Here is a 13920-nt window from a genome sequence, read left to right as displayed (position 1 = left end):
GGCGTTTGCGAAATCGCCACCGCCGGCAAGCCGTTCAATTACGGGATTATCAAGACGTCAGGAGATTGCCATGTACAAAGATTATCCGGCCGCTTACCAGGTCAGCAAAGGCGCTGCCCTGCAGGTCGATACCGCGTTCTATGAGCGCATTCGCGAGGGCCAGGATCGCCGCACACTGGTCGAGCAATTCGAAGTGCCGATTCGCACCGGGCGCGCATGGAAGGTCAAGGCCGGGCAGGTGTTCCGTGTCACCACACCGGTCGGCCCGCAGGTCGGTGACTTCAACGTATGGAACGCCAACGACCCGCGCGAACGCATGTGGGCGGCGCGGACCCGTCAACTACAGGGCGCTCACGTCACCACCCACGATCGCCTGTGGTCCAACCTGCCGTTCCTGCGGCCGATGGTCACCATCACCGACGACAGCCTCGCCAGCTACGGCATCGATGAGCATGGCGGCCGCCTGCACGACTTGCTCGGCACTCGCTGCGACCCTTACGTGAACAAGATGCTGACCGGCGAAGACTTCCATCATCATTGCCACTCCAACCTGACCCGCGCGGTGCTGCCCCACGGCCTGACGGAGTTCGACGTGCATGATGTGCTGAACATTTTCCAGTGCACGGGCCTGAATCACGACGACATGTACTTCATGAAAGCCTGCCCGGCGCAGAAGGGCGATTATCTGGAGTTCTTCGCGGAAATCGACCTGCTGTGTGCGTTGTCGACCTGTCCGGGCGGCGACCTGTCATTGCCGATGTGGGGACCCGAGGCGCAGGACCCGCTGAGCGTGTGCCGGCCGCTGGGTGTTGAAATCTACGACCTTGACCCAACGCTGCTGCAAGGCTGGGAACAGCCTGAACGCGCCCGCTACAACGGCTTGCATGGTTTGAAGATCGCCAAAGCGGATTGGGAGAAGTAACGACTCGGACGAGCTCGGTTCTTCGCTGTCGGACAGCAGCCGCCCGGTTTGCTGTTCGATGGAATCGAACACTCCATCGGGCACCGCATACCCATACTGTTTGCGACGATTCTTCGAGACCACGCCCTGGTTCTCCAGGCACATCATCGCCAGGTTCGAGGTCAACCGGCGCTGATTTTTTTCAAATCGACAGGTCGGGAAAGAAAATCTCACACACGGCAGGCAGCGCTGAGCAGGCCGGCGATTCACGCATCGCGCAACAAGTCGTGGGCGTTGAGCAGGCTGTAGGCGATTTCCGGGTTTTTCTCCAGGCCCCGGCGGATCGCAGCCGGGATTGCCGAGCGGGTCTTGCGGCACATGCCGGGGAGTTCGGCGATGTCGATGGCAATGCCGCGCATGCTGCGCACTTCGTTGAAGCCGGGGGCGATTGCCAGTCGAATGCCCAGTTGATCGAACATGCGCCGCTGCAGGTGCTCCAGATCGGCCAGGCTGGCGATATTTTCCAGTCGTTCGAGCAGGCGTTTTTCTTCCTGACGGGTCAGGCAGAGGATGCGCGTGTCCGTGCCGGGCGTTTCCAGCAGGCGGTCTCGGTCGCAGATGCAGGCGCCGGGCGGGCAGGGTGAGCGAATCGGCAGTGTGGGCGTCATGGGGTCCGATCATAGCGATGCCCATCGAGGATTTACAGCCGGCTGTCGGCAGGTGACCTGCATTTGTCGGCGAGTGATTCGGTAAGGCCAATCCCTAAAACTGTTTAATTGGTCTTGCCAATTACGCAATCGCTGTGTAGCTTTTTTCCAGCGGCGCCGCACCTGATCAGGTCGGCTCTTCCAGCCTCACAACAACAATGGATCACGCCCGGTACGCAATGACCGGGGCATCTGGTCTGGAGAGAAAGCATGCTTACAGTCGTCTGTGAAAAGCCAGGTTCCTTGCGGGTTCAGGATCGTCGCAAGCCCGAACGCGCGCCGGGGGAGACACTGGTGCGGATCAAGCGCGTCGGTGTGTGTGGCACCGATCTGCACATCTTCAACGGCAATCAGCCATTTCTGGAATACCCCCGGGTCATGGGCCACGAGTTCTCCGGCGTCGTCGAGCAAAGCGAGGCGGGCAGCGGGCTGGAAGCGGGCGACGTGGTGTACGTGATGCCCTATCTGTCCTGCGGCGACTGCATCGCCTGTCGTCAGGGCAAGACCAACTGCTGTGTGCGCATTCAGGTACTGGGCGTGCACCGCGACGGCGCCTTCACCGAATACCTGAGTTTGCCCCACGCCTTTGTGCTCAAGGCCAATGGCGTCTCGCTGGATCAGGCGGCGATGATCGAATTTCTGTCCATTGGCGCCCATGCCGTGCGCCGCTCCGATATTCAAAAAGGGCAACGCGCGCTGGTGGTCGGCACCGGTCCGATCGGCATGGCGGTGGCGATCTTTTCCCGACTGCGCGGGGCACAGGTCACGGTGCTGGACACCCGCGAGGATCGGCTGGCGTTTTGTCGGGCGCATTTGCAGGTGGACTCGGCGGTGCTGATCGGCGACAGCGACAAGTCGGAACTGGAGCGCATCACCCACGGCGAATTCTTCGATGTGGTATTCGACGCGACCGGTAATGCCAGGGCCATGGAGCGCGGTTTCGAGTTCATCGCCCACGGCGGCAAGTACGTGCTGGTGTCCATCGTGCGCGACACCATCAGCTTCTCCGATCCGGAATTCCACAAGCGCGAAGCGACGTTGATGGGCAGCCGCAACGCCACGGTCGACGATTTTCGGTATGTCGAGCAATGCCTGCGCGAAGGGTTGATTCCTGATGCGGCGCTCAACACGCATCGCATGAAGCTGGATGAAGTGACCGAGCGCTTTCAGACGTTGCTTGATCCGGCTCAAGGCGTGGTCAAGGCGATTATCGAGTGCTGAAACCTGCCGCGTTCGATTGTTCGAGGCGGCCTTTGTAGCAGCACTGCTTGCCGGCGGTGGCGTTCTTGGGATTGCCACCGCCGGCGAGCCGGACGGCTACAGGAAAGCGGTGGGTCTGATTCAGGTTTTGATCAGAAGGATCTTTGTGTGAGCGATGCAATGTTTACCCCTATTCTGCAATTCGGTACCAGCCGGTTCCTTCAGGCCCATGCCGATCTGTTCATCTCCCAGGCGCTGTCCAAGGGCGAGGCGCTGGGCAAGGTCACTGTGGTGCAGACCACCGGCAGCGCCGACAGCACGCAACGGGTTCAGGCGCTGGCGAGCGGGGCGGGTTATCCGGTGCGGATCCAGGGCATGGACAACGGCCATGTGATCGACCAAGAGTGCTGGTCTTCATCGATCCAGACGGCGGTTCACGCGGCGCAGGACTGGCAACGGATTCGGCAGGCCATGGTCAAGGACGTCCAGGTGGTGATCTCCAACACCGGCGACAAAGGCTATGCGCTGGACGCTTCGGACAACGCCTCGCTGCTGGCCGCGAACGCCACGGCGCCAGTGAGTTTTCCTGCCAAGTTGCTGGTGTTGCTGCATGATCGCTGGCTGTTGAATCCTCGCGCGCCCTTGTCCCTGTTCCCCTGCGAGCTGGTATCGCGCAACGGCGATGTGTTGCGCGATCTCATTATCGAGCTAGCGGCCGATTGGCATATCGAAGCGGCGTTCATCCAGTACCTTCGCAACACCTGTCGCTGGGCCAACTCGCTGGTCGATCGCATCGTCTCCCAGCCCATTCGGCCGGTGGGCGCCGTCGCCGAACCCTACGCGATCTGGGCCATCGAGCGGCAGGAAGGGCTGTTGCTGCCTTGCACCCATCCCTGCATTGTCGTGACGGACCAGCTCGAGCAGTACGAGCAGTTCAAGTTGTTCATGCTCAACCTGGGGCACACTTGGCTCGCCGAGCGCTGGCGGGTCGATGAGCGTTCGAACGATGAGACGGTGTATCAAGCGATGCAGGACCCCGTATTGCGACAGAGCCTTGAAGGGGTGTGGGAACAAGAGGTGCTGCCGGTGTTTGCGGCCAGGGGGCAGGGGGCGCAGGCACGGGATTACCTGGCCAGCGTGCGTGATCGCTTTCTCTATCCGTTTCTTGCGCATCGCATCGCTGATATCGCGCAGAACCACGAGGAGAAGAAGCGTCGGCGATTTTTGCCGGTGGTGGAGATGGGGCGTGCGGTCGCTGGATTGCAGCAGCCCAGGCTCAAGTCCGCACTGCAACGCTGACTGACACACCACCAAACTTCGTGGGAGCCGGCTTGCTGGCGAATGCAGAGTGTCAGTCGCCATAGAAAGGGCTGACCCACCGCATTCGCCAGCCAGCCGGCTTGTATGTTTAGACATGAAAAGCTCGAACCACACCGCAATCCCGCTTCTGCCGAAGGCGTGGGAGGTCGCCGGGGTGGCGCACCACCTTGTCGGCGATCTGCCGGGCACCGGCAGTAGGATCAGCCAGCTCGGTGCATCAGGCACACCGCATGCGCAGGTTTTGCTGCCGCTGCGCGCCAGATCGCCGACAAGGTGGAGCGCCACCCCGGTGGCTCCCACGCCCTCCGGGCAGAAGCCGTTCGGCGTCTCCTGCAATACCGCAGCTTTGTGGCCTACCGGGCTTTTGAATTGAGCCAAAACATCGTAGGAGCGCGCTTGCCCGCGATTGCGGTTGGGGCAGTCGACGTCAATGTGACAGACCCTGCGCCTTCGCCAGCAAGCCGGTTCCCACGGCCTTCCGCCAGAATCAAAGCTCGAGCCACACCGCGATCCCGCTTCTGCCCGGAGGGCGTAGGAGCCACCGGGGTGGCGCTCCACCTTGTCGGCGATCTGCCGGGCACCGGCAGTAGGATCAGCCAGCTCGGTGCATCAGGCACACCGCATGCGCAGGTTTTGCTGCCGCTGCGCGCCAGATCGCCGACAAGTCTGGCTCCCACGCCCTCCGGGCAGAAGCCGTTCGGCGTCTCCTGCAATACCGCAGCTTTGTGGCCTACCGGGCTTTTGAATTGAGCCAAAACATCGTAGGAGCGCGCTTGCCCGCGATTGCGGTGGGTCAGTCGACGTGAATGTGACAGACCTTACGCATTCGCCCGCAATCTCCCACAGACTTCGGCCAGAATCAAAAGCTCGAACCACACCGCAATCCCGCTTCTGCCCGGAGGGCGTGGGAGCCCGACTTGTCGGCGATCTGCCGGGCACCGGCAGTAGGATCAGCCAGCTCGGTGCATCAGGCACACCGCATGCGCAGGTTTTGCTGCCGCCACAGGTCTGCGCAACGGCTGTGATATGCTCCGGCGCAGACTGACGGAACCCGATTCATGACCGCGCCAAGCCTTCCTACCGAACGCCGCCTCTACCAGATCACTGCCGACCGCCTGCGCGAACATATTCGCAAGAATGGCATCAAGCCGGGTTCCCGCTTGCCGCCTGAGCGGGACCTGGCGCAGTTGCTCGGCGTGTCCCGACCCTCCCTGCGTGAGGCGCTGATCGCGCTGGAGATCGAGGGCAGTGTCGAGATCCGAATGGGCTCGGGGATCTACGTCTGCGAACACCTGCTGGGGGTCAAAGGCAAGACCCGCACCCTGGGCGAAAGCCCGTCGGAACTGATGCAGGCCCGGGCGCTGATCGAAGGCGAGAGTGTGATGCTCGCCTGCCTGCACGGCACCAAGGCCGACTACCGTTATCTACAGACCTGCATCGACAAGATGCGCGAAGGTGCGATCAAGGGCATTCCAGCGCTGGGCGACGACCGCAAGTTTCATCAGCGGCTGGCGAAGATGAGCGGCAACTCGACCTTGGTGCGGATCATCACTTCGCTGTTCGAAGAACGCTACAGCCCGCTCACCGCCCATGTCAGCGAGCAGTCCGAGAACAGCGAAACCTGGGCGACGGCCGTGGCCGAGCACGAGGCGATCCTGCAAGCGGTGCAGGCTCGCGATCTGATCGGCGCGCAGACCGCCATGCGCGAGCACCTGCGCAAGTCCGAGTCTCGCTGGCTGGACGGGATGGATGCCGAGCAGGGGTGACTTCCTCTTGCTTCAACTGCACTCCCCTGTAGCAGCCCGGCTTGCCGGCGGTGAGGATTTCAAAGACGCCACCGTCGGCAAGCCGCGCTGCTACAGGAGGTTGATCACTGCGTCGGCATGCTTTTGCGAATCCCTTCCCACAACCCGTTCAGGTACACAGCCCCCAACGCCCGGTCATACAGGCCATACCCCGGTTTGCCGGTTTCGCCCCAGATCATCCTGCCATGGTCGGGGCGGTAGTAACCTTCGAAGCCGGTCTCCACGTAGGCCTTGACGATCTCGGCCATGTCCAGCGAGCCGTCCGCCGAGCGGTGAGCCGTCTCGTAGAAATCGCCAGCCTCATTGACCTTCACATTGCGCAGGTGAGCGAAATGGATGCGTCCCTGGCCGCCGAACTCCCTGACCAGTGACGGGATATCGTTGCCCAGGTCCGCGCCCAGCGACCCGGAGCACAGGGTCAGGCCGTTGGCCGGGTCCTCGACCATCGCCATGATCTGCGCCAGGTCCTCGCGATTTTTCACCACCCGTGGCATGCCGAACATCGAGCGCGGCGGATCGTCCGGGTGCAGGGCCATCTTGATACCGGCTTCGCGAGCGACGGGAATGATGCGCTCCAGAAAATACGCCAGTCGCTCGCGCAACGTCTGCTCGCTGACCTGCGCGTATTCAGTGATCAGCGCACGCAGGGTTTCAGGCTCATAGCTCACGTCCCAGCCCGGCAGGCTGATGCCGTCATCCAGATTGGCCTGCTCAATGACCGCCACATCGAACCCCAGGGTGGTCGAGCCATCGGGCAATTCCATCGCCAGTGTCGAACGAGTCCAGTCGAACACGGGCATGAAGTTGTAGCAGACCACTTTGATCCCGCAGGCTGCGAGGTTGCGCAGGGTCTGGCCGTAGTTGTCGATCAGGCGGTCACGACTGGGCAGTCCGCGCTTGATGTCTTCGTGCACCGGCACGCTCTCGATGACCTCCAGTTCCAGGCCATGGCTGTTCACCGTGGCCTTGAGTTCGGCGATTTTTTCCAGCGGCCAGACATCGCCGACGGGGATGTCGTAAATCGCTGACACCACACCGGTCATGCCCGGGATCTGGCGGATGTACTGCAGGGTCACGGGGTCGCTTTGCCCGTACCAACGGAAGGTCATCTTCATCGCTGAGTCCTTGTTGTTATGAGTGTCGTGGCGGTTTGGGCACCGCGAGCGGCCTCGTCCGGTGCGTTCCGGCAGGCAGCGAAACGGAGCATAGATTGGTCAGGCCAAATTATGCAAATTCCGACCGATCAGCAGAAAAGTGGCGAAAAAATCGTGCTCTTGATCTCCATAACCTGCTTTTCGGGTCTAGTATCGGCTGCATCCGGATATTTGGTCAGGCCAATTGCGATTTCGTGAAGGGGCGTAGAGTCCCCGGAACCGTCACTCGCCTATCGGGTTCCTGCCCCTGTCCGAACCGTGCACGAAGTCTTACTCATAAAAATAATCAGGAGGACTCGCTATGCAGAAAGGTCGTTGGTTGGTCATTTTTCTGTGCTTTCTCGCCGTTGCCATCAATTACATCGACAGGGCCAACCTGGCGGTGGCCGCCCCTTACATCCAGAAAGAACTCGGCCTGGGCTCAGGGCAAATGGGCCTGTTGCTCAGTGGTTTCTTCTGGACCTACGCACTGATGCAAATGCCCTTTGGCTGGTTCGTCGACAAGGTCGGCGCCAGGATCGCGCTGCCGTTGGCGGTGGCCTGGTGGTCGCTGTTCACGGCTGCGACCGCCGCTGCCGGCAGCCTGGCGGCAATGTTCGGCTGCCGCTTGATGTTGGGCGTGGGGGAGGCCGGGGCGTATCCGTCCTGCGCCAAGATCGTGAGCCAGTGGTTCGACGTGAAGGAGCGCGGCTTCGCCACCAGCATCTTCGACAGCGGCTCACGGGTCGGCTCCGCGCTGTCGATTCCGGTCGTGGCGTTGATCATCGAACTGTGGGGCTGGCGCGCTTCGTTCGTCATCACCGGTGCCGTCGGGGTGATCTGGGTGATCGGCTGGTTCCTGATCTACAGGGAGCCCCAAGCGGTCGCCGCCATCGAGCAGCATGAAGCGGGCAAGGTGGCTGCCGTCGCGGCCCGGCCCAAGGTCAAATGGGCCTCGCTGTTCCGCCACCGCACCCTGTGGGGCATGATGCTCGGCTTCTTCTGCCTGAACTTCGTGATCTACTTCTTCATTACCTGGTTCCCGACGTATCTGGTGACCGAGCGCGGTTTTTCGCTGAAGTCCCTGGGCACGCTGGGAACGATTCCGGCCATCGCCTCTATCGTCGGCGGCTGGATCGGCGGGCTGACCTCCGATGCGTTATATCGGCGCGGCTGGAGCCTGACTGCCGCGCGCAAGACCTGCATCGTCGGCGGCATGCTGATGTCGTCGAGCATCTCGCTCTCGGTGTTCACCGACAACACTTATGCGATGCTGGGGTTCTTCAGCCTGGCTTACGCGAGTCTGGCGTTTGCCGGGGCGAGCATCTGGTGCCTGCCGGCGGACGTGGCGCCGACCCCGGCACACGTGGCGTCGATTGGCGGCATCCAGAACTTCGCCTCTAACACGGCGGGGATTTTCATCACCACCTTCACCGGTTTCATGCTGGTCATGGGCAATGGGTCGTTCACCGCACCGTTGATGACCGCAGGTGCTTTCGCCCTGCTCGGCGCGTTCAGTTACCTGTTCATCGTCGGCAAGATCGAGCCGTTGTCGACCACGCCGGATCAGCCCGCAGCCACCGATGCGGCGACCGTCGCGCAGCGCATGTAATGGTTGAAGGGGGCGGCGTGCAAGCGCCGCACCCTTCAAGCGCTCTCTGCATTCACTGCCGCCCGTATCGCCTCCAGCAGCATCCTGCACGCCGGGTTGTCATTGTCCGAACGCCAGACCAGATGCAGCTCGCTCTGCACCCCGTCGCCCAGATCGATGTCGCGAAAAACAACATCCTTGAACACCACATTGGCCGCGCAACGAGGCACCAGCGCCAGGCCCAGTCCCGCATTGACCAACGCCAGAATGGTCAGCGACGAGCCCAGCCACTGTACGTATTCGGGCGTGACTTGAGCCGATCGCAGGGTGCCGGTCAGCAACTCGTTGAACGGCGGATACGCGGAATGGGAGTACATCAGGAACGGTTGCGCATCCAGGTCCTGCACGCTCACCGTCTCGGCGGTGGCCAGCGGGTGACTGCTCGGCACTGCCAGCACGAAGGGCTCGCGGACCAGGCATTCAGTCTCATACCCCGGCTGCAGCAGCGGCGCACGAACGATCCCCAGATCGATGCGTCGCGCGCGCAACGCTTCGTGCTGTGAGTAGGTGTTCATCTCGGTCAGGGAAATTTTCACGTGAGGCTGTTTGAGCCGCGCTTCGGCGATGACCTTGGGCAGAAACTCGTACACCGCGCTGCCGACGAAACTGATGGTCACCGAACCGATGTCACCTTCGGCAAAGCGCCGAGCGGCAATCGCGGCCTGATGCGCATGTTCCAGCAGGGTCTGGGCTTCGATGAAAAACGCGCGGCCAGCGGCGGTCAGCGCCACGCTCCGCGTGCTGCGGGTAAACAACGACACGCCCAGATGATGTTCCAGTAACTGTATCTGCCGACTGAGCGGCGGCTGGGTCATGTTCAGGCGCTCGGCGGCACGGCGAAAGTTGAGTTCCGTGGCCACCGTGGTGAAGCAGCGCAATTGAGCCAGTTCAAACATTGATATATTCCGGGTATCAATCAACAGTCAATCTAGATTAGACGGGAACAATACCAGCGTCCATCATCGGCTCATCCCCAAAAAAACAATGAACGGGAGTTGCCTCTTGAATACCCTGAATCCCACGGCGGATCCCTCCGTGCTGGCCCGTGCGGCCGTCAAGGTCAAGCGCCACGTGTTGCCGCTGTTCGTCATCATGTTCATCGTCAACTACATCGACCGGGTCAACATCGGCTTCGTGCGCAGCCACCTGGAGACCGATCTGGGCATCGGCGCAGCGGCCTATGGTCTGGGCGCCGGCCTGTTCTTCGTCGGTTACGCGATCTTCGAAGTCCCGTCCAACATGCTCCTGCAACGCTTCGGTGCCCGCGCCTGGCTGACGCGGATCATGTTCACCTGGGGCGCGGCGGCAATGGCCATGGCCTTCGTGAGGGGCGAGACCAGCTTTTATGTGCTGCGCTTCATCCTCGGCGCCGCAGAAGCGGGGTTCTTTCCCGGCATCATTTATTACTTCACCCAATGGTTGCCCTCGAGCGAGCGCGGCAAGGCGATGGCGATTTTTCTCAGCGGTTCTGCGGTGGCCTCGGTGATTTCCGGCCCTGTTTCCGGCGCCTTGCTCGGTATCAACGGACTGAGCCTGCACGGCTGGCAGTGGATGTTCCTGATCGAAGGATTTGCGTCGATTGCTCTTTGCGGTTTCGTCTGGTTCTGGCTGCAATCCCATCCTCGGGAGGCCAAATGGTTGACTGAAGAAGAGAAGAGCGCGCTGATCAGCGCTGTTGAGGCGGAACAGCGGGCCCGTGAAGCGGCTCAGATCGTCAAGCCGTCGATCTTCAAGCTGCTCGCCGACCGCCAGATCCTGTTGTTCTGCTTCATCTATTTCTCGGTGGCACTGACCATCTACGGCGCGACCTTCTGGCTGCCGAGCATGATCAAGAAAATGGGCAGCCTGAGCGACTTTCAGGTCGGCCTGTTCAACTCGATCCCATGGATCATTTCCATCGTCGCCATGTATGGCTTCGCAGCGCTGGCGGCGCGCTTCAAGCACCAGCAAGCGTGGGTAGCGGTGACGTTAGTGATCGCCGCCTGCGGGATGTTCATGTCGACCATTGGCGGGCCGGTATTCGCGTTCGTTGCCATCTGTTTTGCCGCGATCGGTTTCAAGGCAGCCTCGGCGCTGTTCTGGCCGATTCCTCAAGGCTATCTGGATGCGCGTATCGCGGCTGCGGTCATCGCGTTGATCAACTCGGTGGGGAACCTCGGTGGCTTCGTCGCCCCCACGGCGTTCGGCTTTCTGGAGCAGACCACCGGTTCGATTCAGGGCGGCATGTACGGCCTGGCCATCACCTCGCTGGTGGCGGCCGTGGTGATTTTCTTCGCCCGTACCACGCCTAAGGGGGAGTCACCGGGAAAGCCCCTTGATACACGCGGCCAGGAGGCGGCCAACGAGCCAGTCGCACTGCACACCGCCAAGTAAGTCAGCTTCAAGCCAAGCCTCAAACCCTGATTGACCGGGAGAAGTCTTTTGAAAATCACACGTGTCACTGTCACCCCGATTGCTTTTCGTGATCCGCCATTGCTCAACGCCAGCGGTATTCACGAGCCCTTTGCCCTGCGCTCGATCATCGAGGTCGAAAGCGACAACGGATACATCGGCCTGGGTGAAAGCTACGGCGACGCCCCGGCGCTGGCGATCCAGCAACAGTTGCAGAGCCAATTGATTGGTATGGACCCCTTCAACCTTGCGCAGCTCAAGGCGATGGTCAAGGCCACGGTCGCAGCCAACAAGCCTGCCAGTGTCGCCGGTGCCGAGCTGGCGCCGGGTTCCCATGCCAGCAAGGCGGTAAGCAATGCCTATTCGGCATTTGAAGTGGCGTTCCTGGATCTGCAGGCGCGTTCGATGAATCTGCCGCTGGTAGACCTGTTGGGTGGCGCGGCGCGTGATCAGGTGCCGTTCAGTGCTTACCTGTTCTTCAAATACGCACAGCATGTCGACTCGCCTTACGCCCCGGACAGTTGGGGCGAGGCGTTGAGCGAAGTGCAGATCGTCGCTCAGGCCAGACGCATGATCGAGGCCTACGGTTTCAAGAGCATCAAGCTCAAGGCCGGCGCTCTGGAGCCGGAGCACGAAGTGTCTTGCATCAAGGCGCTAAAAAAAGCATTTCCCGGCTATCCGCTGCGCATCGACCCAAACGGCAACTGGTCGCTTGAAACCTCGATCCGCATGGCCGAGCTGCTCGGCGACGACCTTCAATATTACGAAGACCCGACGCCGGGTCTGGAAGGCATGGCCGAGCTGCATAAACGCACGGGGCTGCCGTTGGCAACCAACATGGTGGTGACCGATTTTGACGAGTTCCGTCGCAGCGTGGCGCAGAACAGCGTACAGATCGTCCTCGCCGACCACCATTACTGGGGCGGCCTGCGCGACACTCAGGCGCTGGCGAAGATGTGCGAGACGTTCGGGCTTGGCGTATCCATGCACTCCAACTCGCATCTGGGCATCAGCCTCATGGCGATGGCGCATGTCGCCGCTGCGGTGCCGAATCTGGACTTTGCCTGCGACACCCACTACCCGTGGCAGGAGCCCGACGAGGAAGTGATCAAGGGCGGCAAATTGCCTATCGTTGACGGTTGCGTGAAGATCACCCGCGAACCGGGCCTGGGTCTTGAGCTCGACTACGATCAACTTGGCAAGCTCAACGACCAGTTCCTGACCTGCGGCATCCGTTCCCGTGATGACGTGAAGCAGATGCAGAAGTACAAGCCGGAGTGGAAGGCCGTCAAGCCGCGGTATTGAAAGCAGTGACCTGCGGAATGGCGTAGGCAGTCGGGCTGATCGCTCGAGGTGCCACCGCCGGCAAGCCGGACTGCTACGGGGTCGTGTTGCATCCACTGATCGTTCCCGTGCGCCGCGAATGCAGTGATCGACGCTCTGCGTCGGCTGGCGCTGTGACGCGGAGCGTCACGGGATGCATTCCCACGCAGTGCGGGGGAACAATCCGTATCGACTTCGCAGGCAGCCCACAATCGCCAGCACGCCGGATCCCGCAAGCACTGCCCTCGGCAATGCAGAACCCGCCCGTCTGGAAATAATTCGTATTACTTGCTGCACGCACAAACCGGCCATTCGAAGCACGTCTGTTCAATACCTCGATAACCCACCGCGACACTATGGCTTCATCGTTCTTCACCGATGCTGCACGTCCGTGACGAGCCCTCATGAACCCGTTGGTGTGCGATGCGCTATTCGACTTTCAATGACTGTCTGCCCGATCTGGGGCTGCTGTTCCTGCGGGGCAGCGGGGCGCTGTTCCTGTTGTTCGTACACGGATTGCCCAAGCTGCTGGACTTCAAGGCGCAGCTGTCGCTGATCGAAGACCCCTTTCATATGGGCGCAGGCCTGACCCTGAGCATGGCGATCTTCGCCGAGGTGCTGTGTCCGCTGCTGATTCTGACCGGCGTACTGGCGCGATTGGCGTGCCTGCCTATTCTCTTTTTGCTGCTGGTTGCGCTGGTCGTGGTGCATGGGGACTGGAGCGTGGAGCAGGGGCAGTTCGGCTGGTTGCTGATCATCATTTTTACCAGTGTGCTGATCGCCGGGCCTGGCCGCCTGGCGCTCAATATTCGTTTGCCCGGAGCGTTACGCTATGCCTGATTCCGCCCTGTCCGTCGAGACTTTCCCGACCGCGAAACTGTCCCCTGACGAGATCGTCACCCTGGTGGTCAAGCACCGCGCCAAACTCGGGATGGAGGCTCAATACGAAGCCTGGCTGCGCCGCGTCGTGGCGATTGCCGGGACCTATCCGGGGCATCTGGGCGTCGACGTGATCCGCGGCAAGTCCGACGGCCTGCACATGTTCACCTGCGTGCTGCGATTCTGCTCCACCGACGCCATGCAAAGTTGGCTGAACTCGGCCGAGCGCCGCGAACTGGTTGCCGAAGCGTCGCCGATGCTGGCCGATGGTGACTTCACCGAGGTCAACCCGCACAACGAATTCTGGTTCGTGCCCGCCAGCGAAAACCCGCCGCCGCCGCGCTGGAAACAGGCCTGCGTGACGTTTCTGGTGATCTGCCCGCTGACCTTGATGATTCCGTTGGTCTGGGGGCCGGTGTTCCGGATGTTCCCCCTGCTGGCCAACTACGTGATCAGTACTGCGCTGGTCACCGTGACCATCGTCCTGCTGGTGGTCTATCTGCTGATGCCGCTGGCCACTCGACTGTTTGCGCCATGGCTCAACGCTCGTGCGCAACCCGTTTCCCAGGACCTTACGGATGAAGGATGACCCCAACGATCCGGATCGCCG

The 13920-nt window shown here is 61.5% G+C and carries 12 protein-coding genes; 9 read left to right on the top strand and 3 right to left on the bottom strand.

From position 1 onward, the window contains the following. Positions 1-70 precede the first annotated feature (70 nt). Entirely contained in the window at positions 71-922 is an 852-nt protein-coding gene (locus D3M70_RS15135; RefSeq protein WP_120126543.1) for a DUF1989 domain-containing protein, read from the top strand. 245 nt (positions 923-1167) lie between these two features. Here D3M70_RS15135 and D3M70_RS15130 read toward each other — a convergent pair whose 3' ends face one another. Continuing rightward, positions 1168-1569 (bottom strand): hypothetical protein, encoded by a 402-nt coding sequence (locus tag D3M70_RS15130; protein WP_120126542.1) that lies wholly within the window; start codon positions 1567-1569, stop codon positions 1168-1170. A gap of 249 nt (positions 1570-1818) precedes the next feature. On the opposite strand from D3M70_RS15130, the gene D3M70_RS15125 reads away from it, so the two are divergent. The 3 genes from D3M70_RS15125 (at position 1819) to D3M70_RS15115 (ending at position 5894) form a co-directional block, all read left to right on the top strand. After that, positions 1819-2829, top strand: a complete 1011-nt coding sequence (locus D3M70_RS15125) for a zinc-binding alcohol dehydrogenase family protein (protein ID WP_120126541.1) — start codon at positions 1819-1821, stop codon at positions 2827-2829. 147 nt (positions 2830-2976) lie between these two features. Beyond that, positions 2977-4107, top strand: a complete 1131-nt coding sequence (locus tag D3M70_RS15120; RefSeq protein ID WP_120126540.1) for a mannitol dehydrogenase family protein — start codon at positions 2977-2979, stop codon at positions 4105-4107. A gap of 1079 nt (positions 4108-5186) precedes the next feature. Next, a complete protein-coding gene (locus D3M70_RS15115) occupies positions 5187-5894 on the top strand; it encodes a FadR/GntR family transcriptional regulator (protein WP_120126539.1) in 708 nt (235 codons plus the stop codon). A gap of 104 nt (positions 5895-5998) precedes the next feature. Here the strand turns inward: D3M70_RS15115 and uxuA are convergent, their stop codons facing one another. After that, on the bottom strand, positions 5999-7048 hold the full coding sequence (uxuA, locus tag D3M70_RS15110; RefSeq protein ID WP_120126538.1) for a mannonate dehydratase: 1050 nt from the start codon (positions 7046-7048) through the stop codon (positions 5999-6001). Positions 7049-7388: 340 nt separating this feature from the next. Here uxuA and D3M70_RS15105 point away from each other — a divergent pair, with 340 nt between their 5' ends. Beyond that, on the top strand, positions 7389-8678 hold the full coding sequence (locus D3M70_RS15105) for an MFS transporter (RefSeq protein WP_120126537.1): 1290 nt from the start codon (positions 7389-7391) through the stop codon (positions 8676-8678). Positions 8679-8713: 35 nt separating this feature from the next. Here the strand turns inward: D3M70_RS15105 and D3M70_RS15100 are convergent, their stop codons facing one another. After that, positions 8714-9613: a LysR substrate-binding domain-containing protein gene (locus D3M70_RS15100; RefSeq protein WP_120126536.1), complete on the bottom strand. Its 900-nt coding sequence runs from the start codon at positions 9611-9613 to the stop codon at positions 8714-8716. Between the two features lie 88 nt (positions 9614-9701). Between D3M70_RS15100 and D3M70_RS15095 the strand changes: the two genes are divergently transcribed. The 4 genes from D3M70_RS15095 (at position 9702) to D3M70_RS15080 (ending at position 13899) form a co-directional block, all read left to right on the top strand. Further along, a complete protein-coding gene (locus D3M70_RS15095) occupies positions 9702-11090 on the top strand; it encodes an MFS transporter (protein ID WP_120126535.1) in 1389 nt (462 codons plus the stop codon). A gap of 48 nt (positions 11091-11138) precedes the next feature. Continuing rightward, complete coding sequence (locus D3M70_RS15090; RefSeq protein WP_120126534.1) at positions 11139-12413, top strand: glucarate dehydratase family protein; 1275 nt, start codon at positions 11139-11141, stop codon at positions 12411-12413. A 441-nt stretch (positions 12414-12854) separates the two neighbouring features. Next, the gene (locus tag D3M70_RS15085) at positions 12855-13271 is read left to right on the top strand and encodes a DoxX family protein (RefSeq protein ID WP_120126533.1); all 417 of its coding nucleotides are present in this window, start codon (positions 12855-12857) and stop codon (positions 13269-13271) included. Further along, complete coding sequence (locus D3M70_RS15080) at positions 13264-13899, top strand: antibiotic biosynthesis monooxygenase (RefSeq protein WP_120126532.1); 636 nt, start codon at positions 13264-13266, stop codon at positions 13897-13899. Before D3M70_RS15085 ends, D3M70_RS15080 begins: the two co-directional genes overlap by 8 nt. Positions 13900-13920 lie beyond the last annotated feature (21 nt).

Origin of the sequence: Pseudomonas sp. LS-2, from assembly GCF_003605735.1 — a bacterium.
Classification (GTDB): Bacteria; Pseudomonadota; Gammaproteobacteria; order Pseudomonadales; family Pseudomonadaceae; genus Aquipseudomonas.
This window is presented reverse-complemented; position numbering and strand designations above follow the sequence as displayed.

Coding starts and splice junctions, on each gene's coding strand:
- D3M70_RS15135 (WP_120126543.1), top strand. CDS start 71: ATGTACAAAGATTATCCGGCCGCTTACCAGGTCAGCAAAGGCGCTGCC.
- D3M70_RS15130 (WP_120126542.1), bottom strand. CDS start 1,569: ATGACGCCCACACTGCCGATTCGCTCACCCTGCCCGCCCGGCGCCTGC.
- D3M70_RS15125 (WP_120126541.1), top strand. CDS start 1,819: ATGCTTACAGTCGTCTGTGAAAAGCCAGGTTCCTTGCGGGTTCAGGAT.
- D3M70_RS15115 (WP_120126539.1), top strand. CDS start 5,187: ATGACCGCGCCAAGCCTTCCTACCGAACGCCGCCTCTACCAGATCACT.
- uxuA (WP_120126538.1), bottom strand. CDS start 7,048: ATGAAGATGACCTTCCGTTGGTACGGGCAAAGCGACCCCGTGACCCTG.
- D3M70_RS15105 (WP_120126537.1), top strand. CDS start 7,389: ATGCAGAAAGGTCGTTGGTTGGTCATTTTTCTGTGCTTTCTCGCCGTT.
- D3M70_RS15100 (WP_120126536.1), bottom strand. CDS start 9,613: ATGTTTGAACTGGCTCAATTGCGCTGCTTCACCACGGTGGCCACGGAA.
- D3M70_RS15095 (WP_120126535.1), top strand. CDS start 9,702: ATGAACGGGAGTTGCCTCTTGAATACCCTGAATCCCACGGCGGATCCC.
- D3M70_RS15085 (WP_120126533.1), top strand. CDS start 12,855: ATGCGCTATTCGACTTTCAATGACTGTCTGCCCGATCTGGGGCTGCTG.
- D3M70_RS15080 (WP_120126532.1), top strand. CDS start 13,264: ATGCCTGATTCCGCCCTGTCCGTCGAGACTTTCCCGACCGCGAAACTG.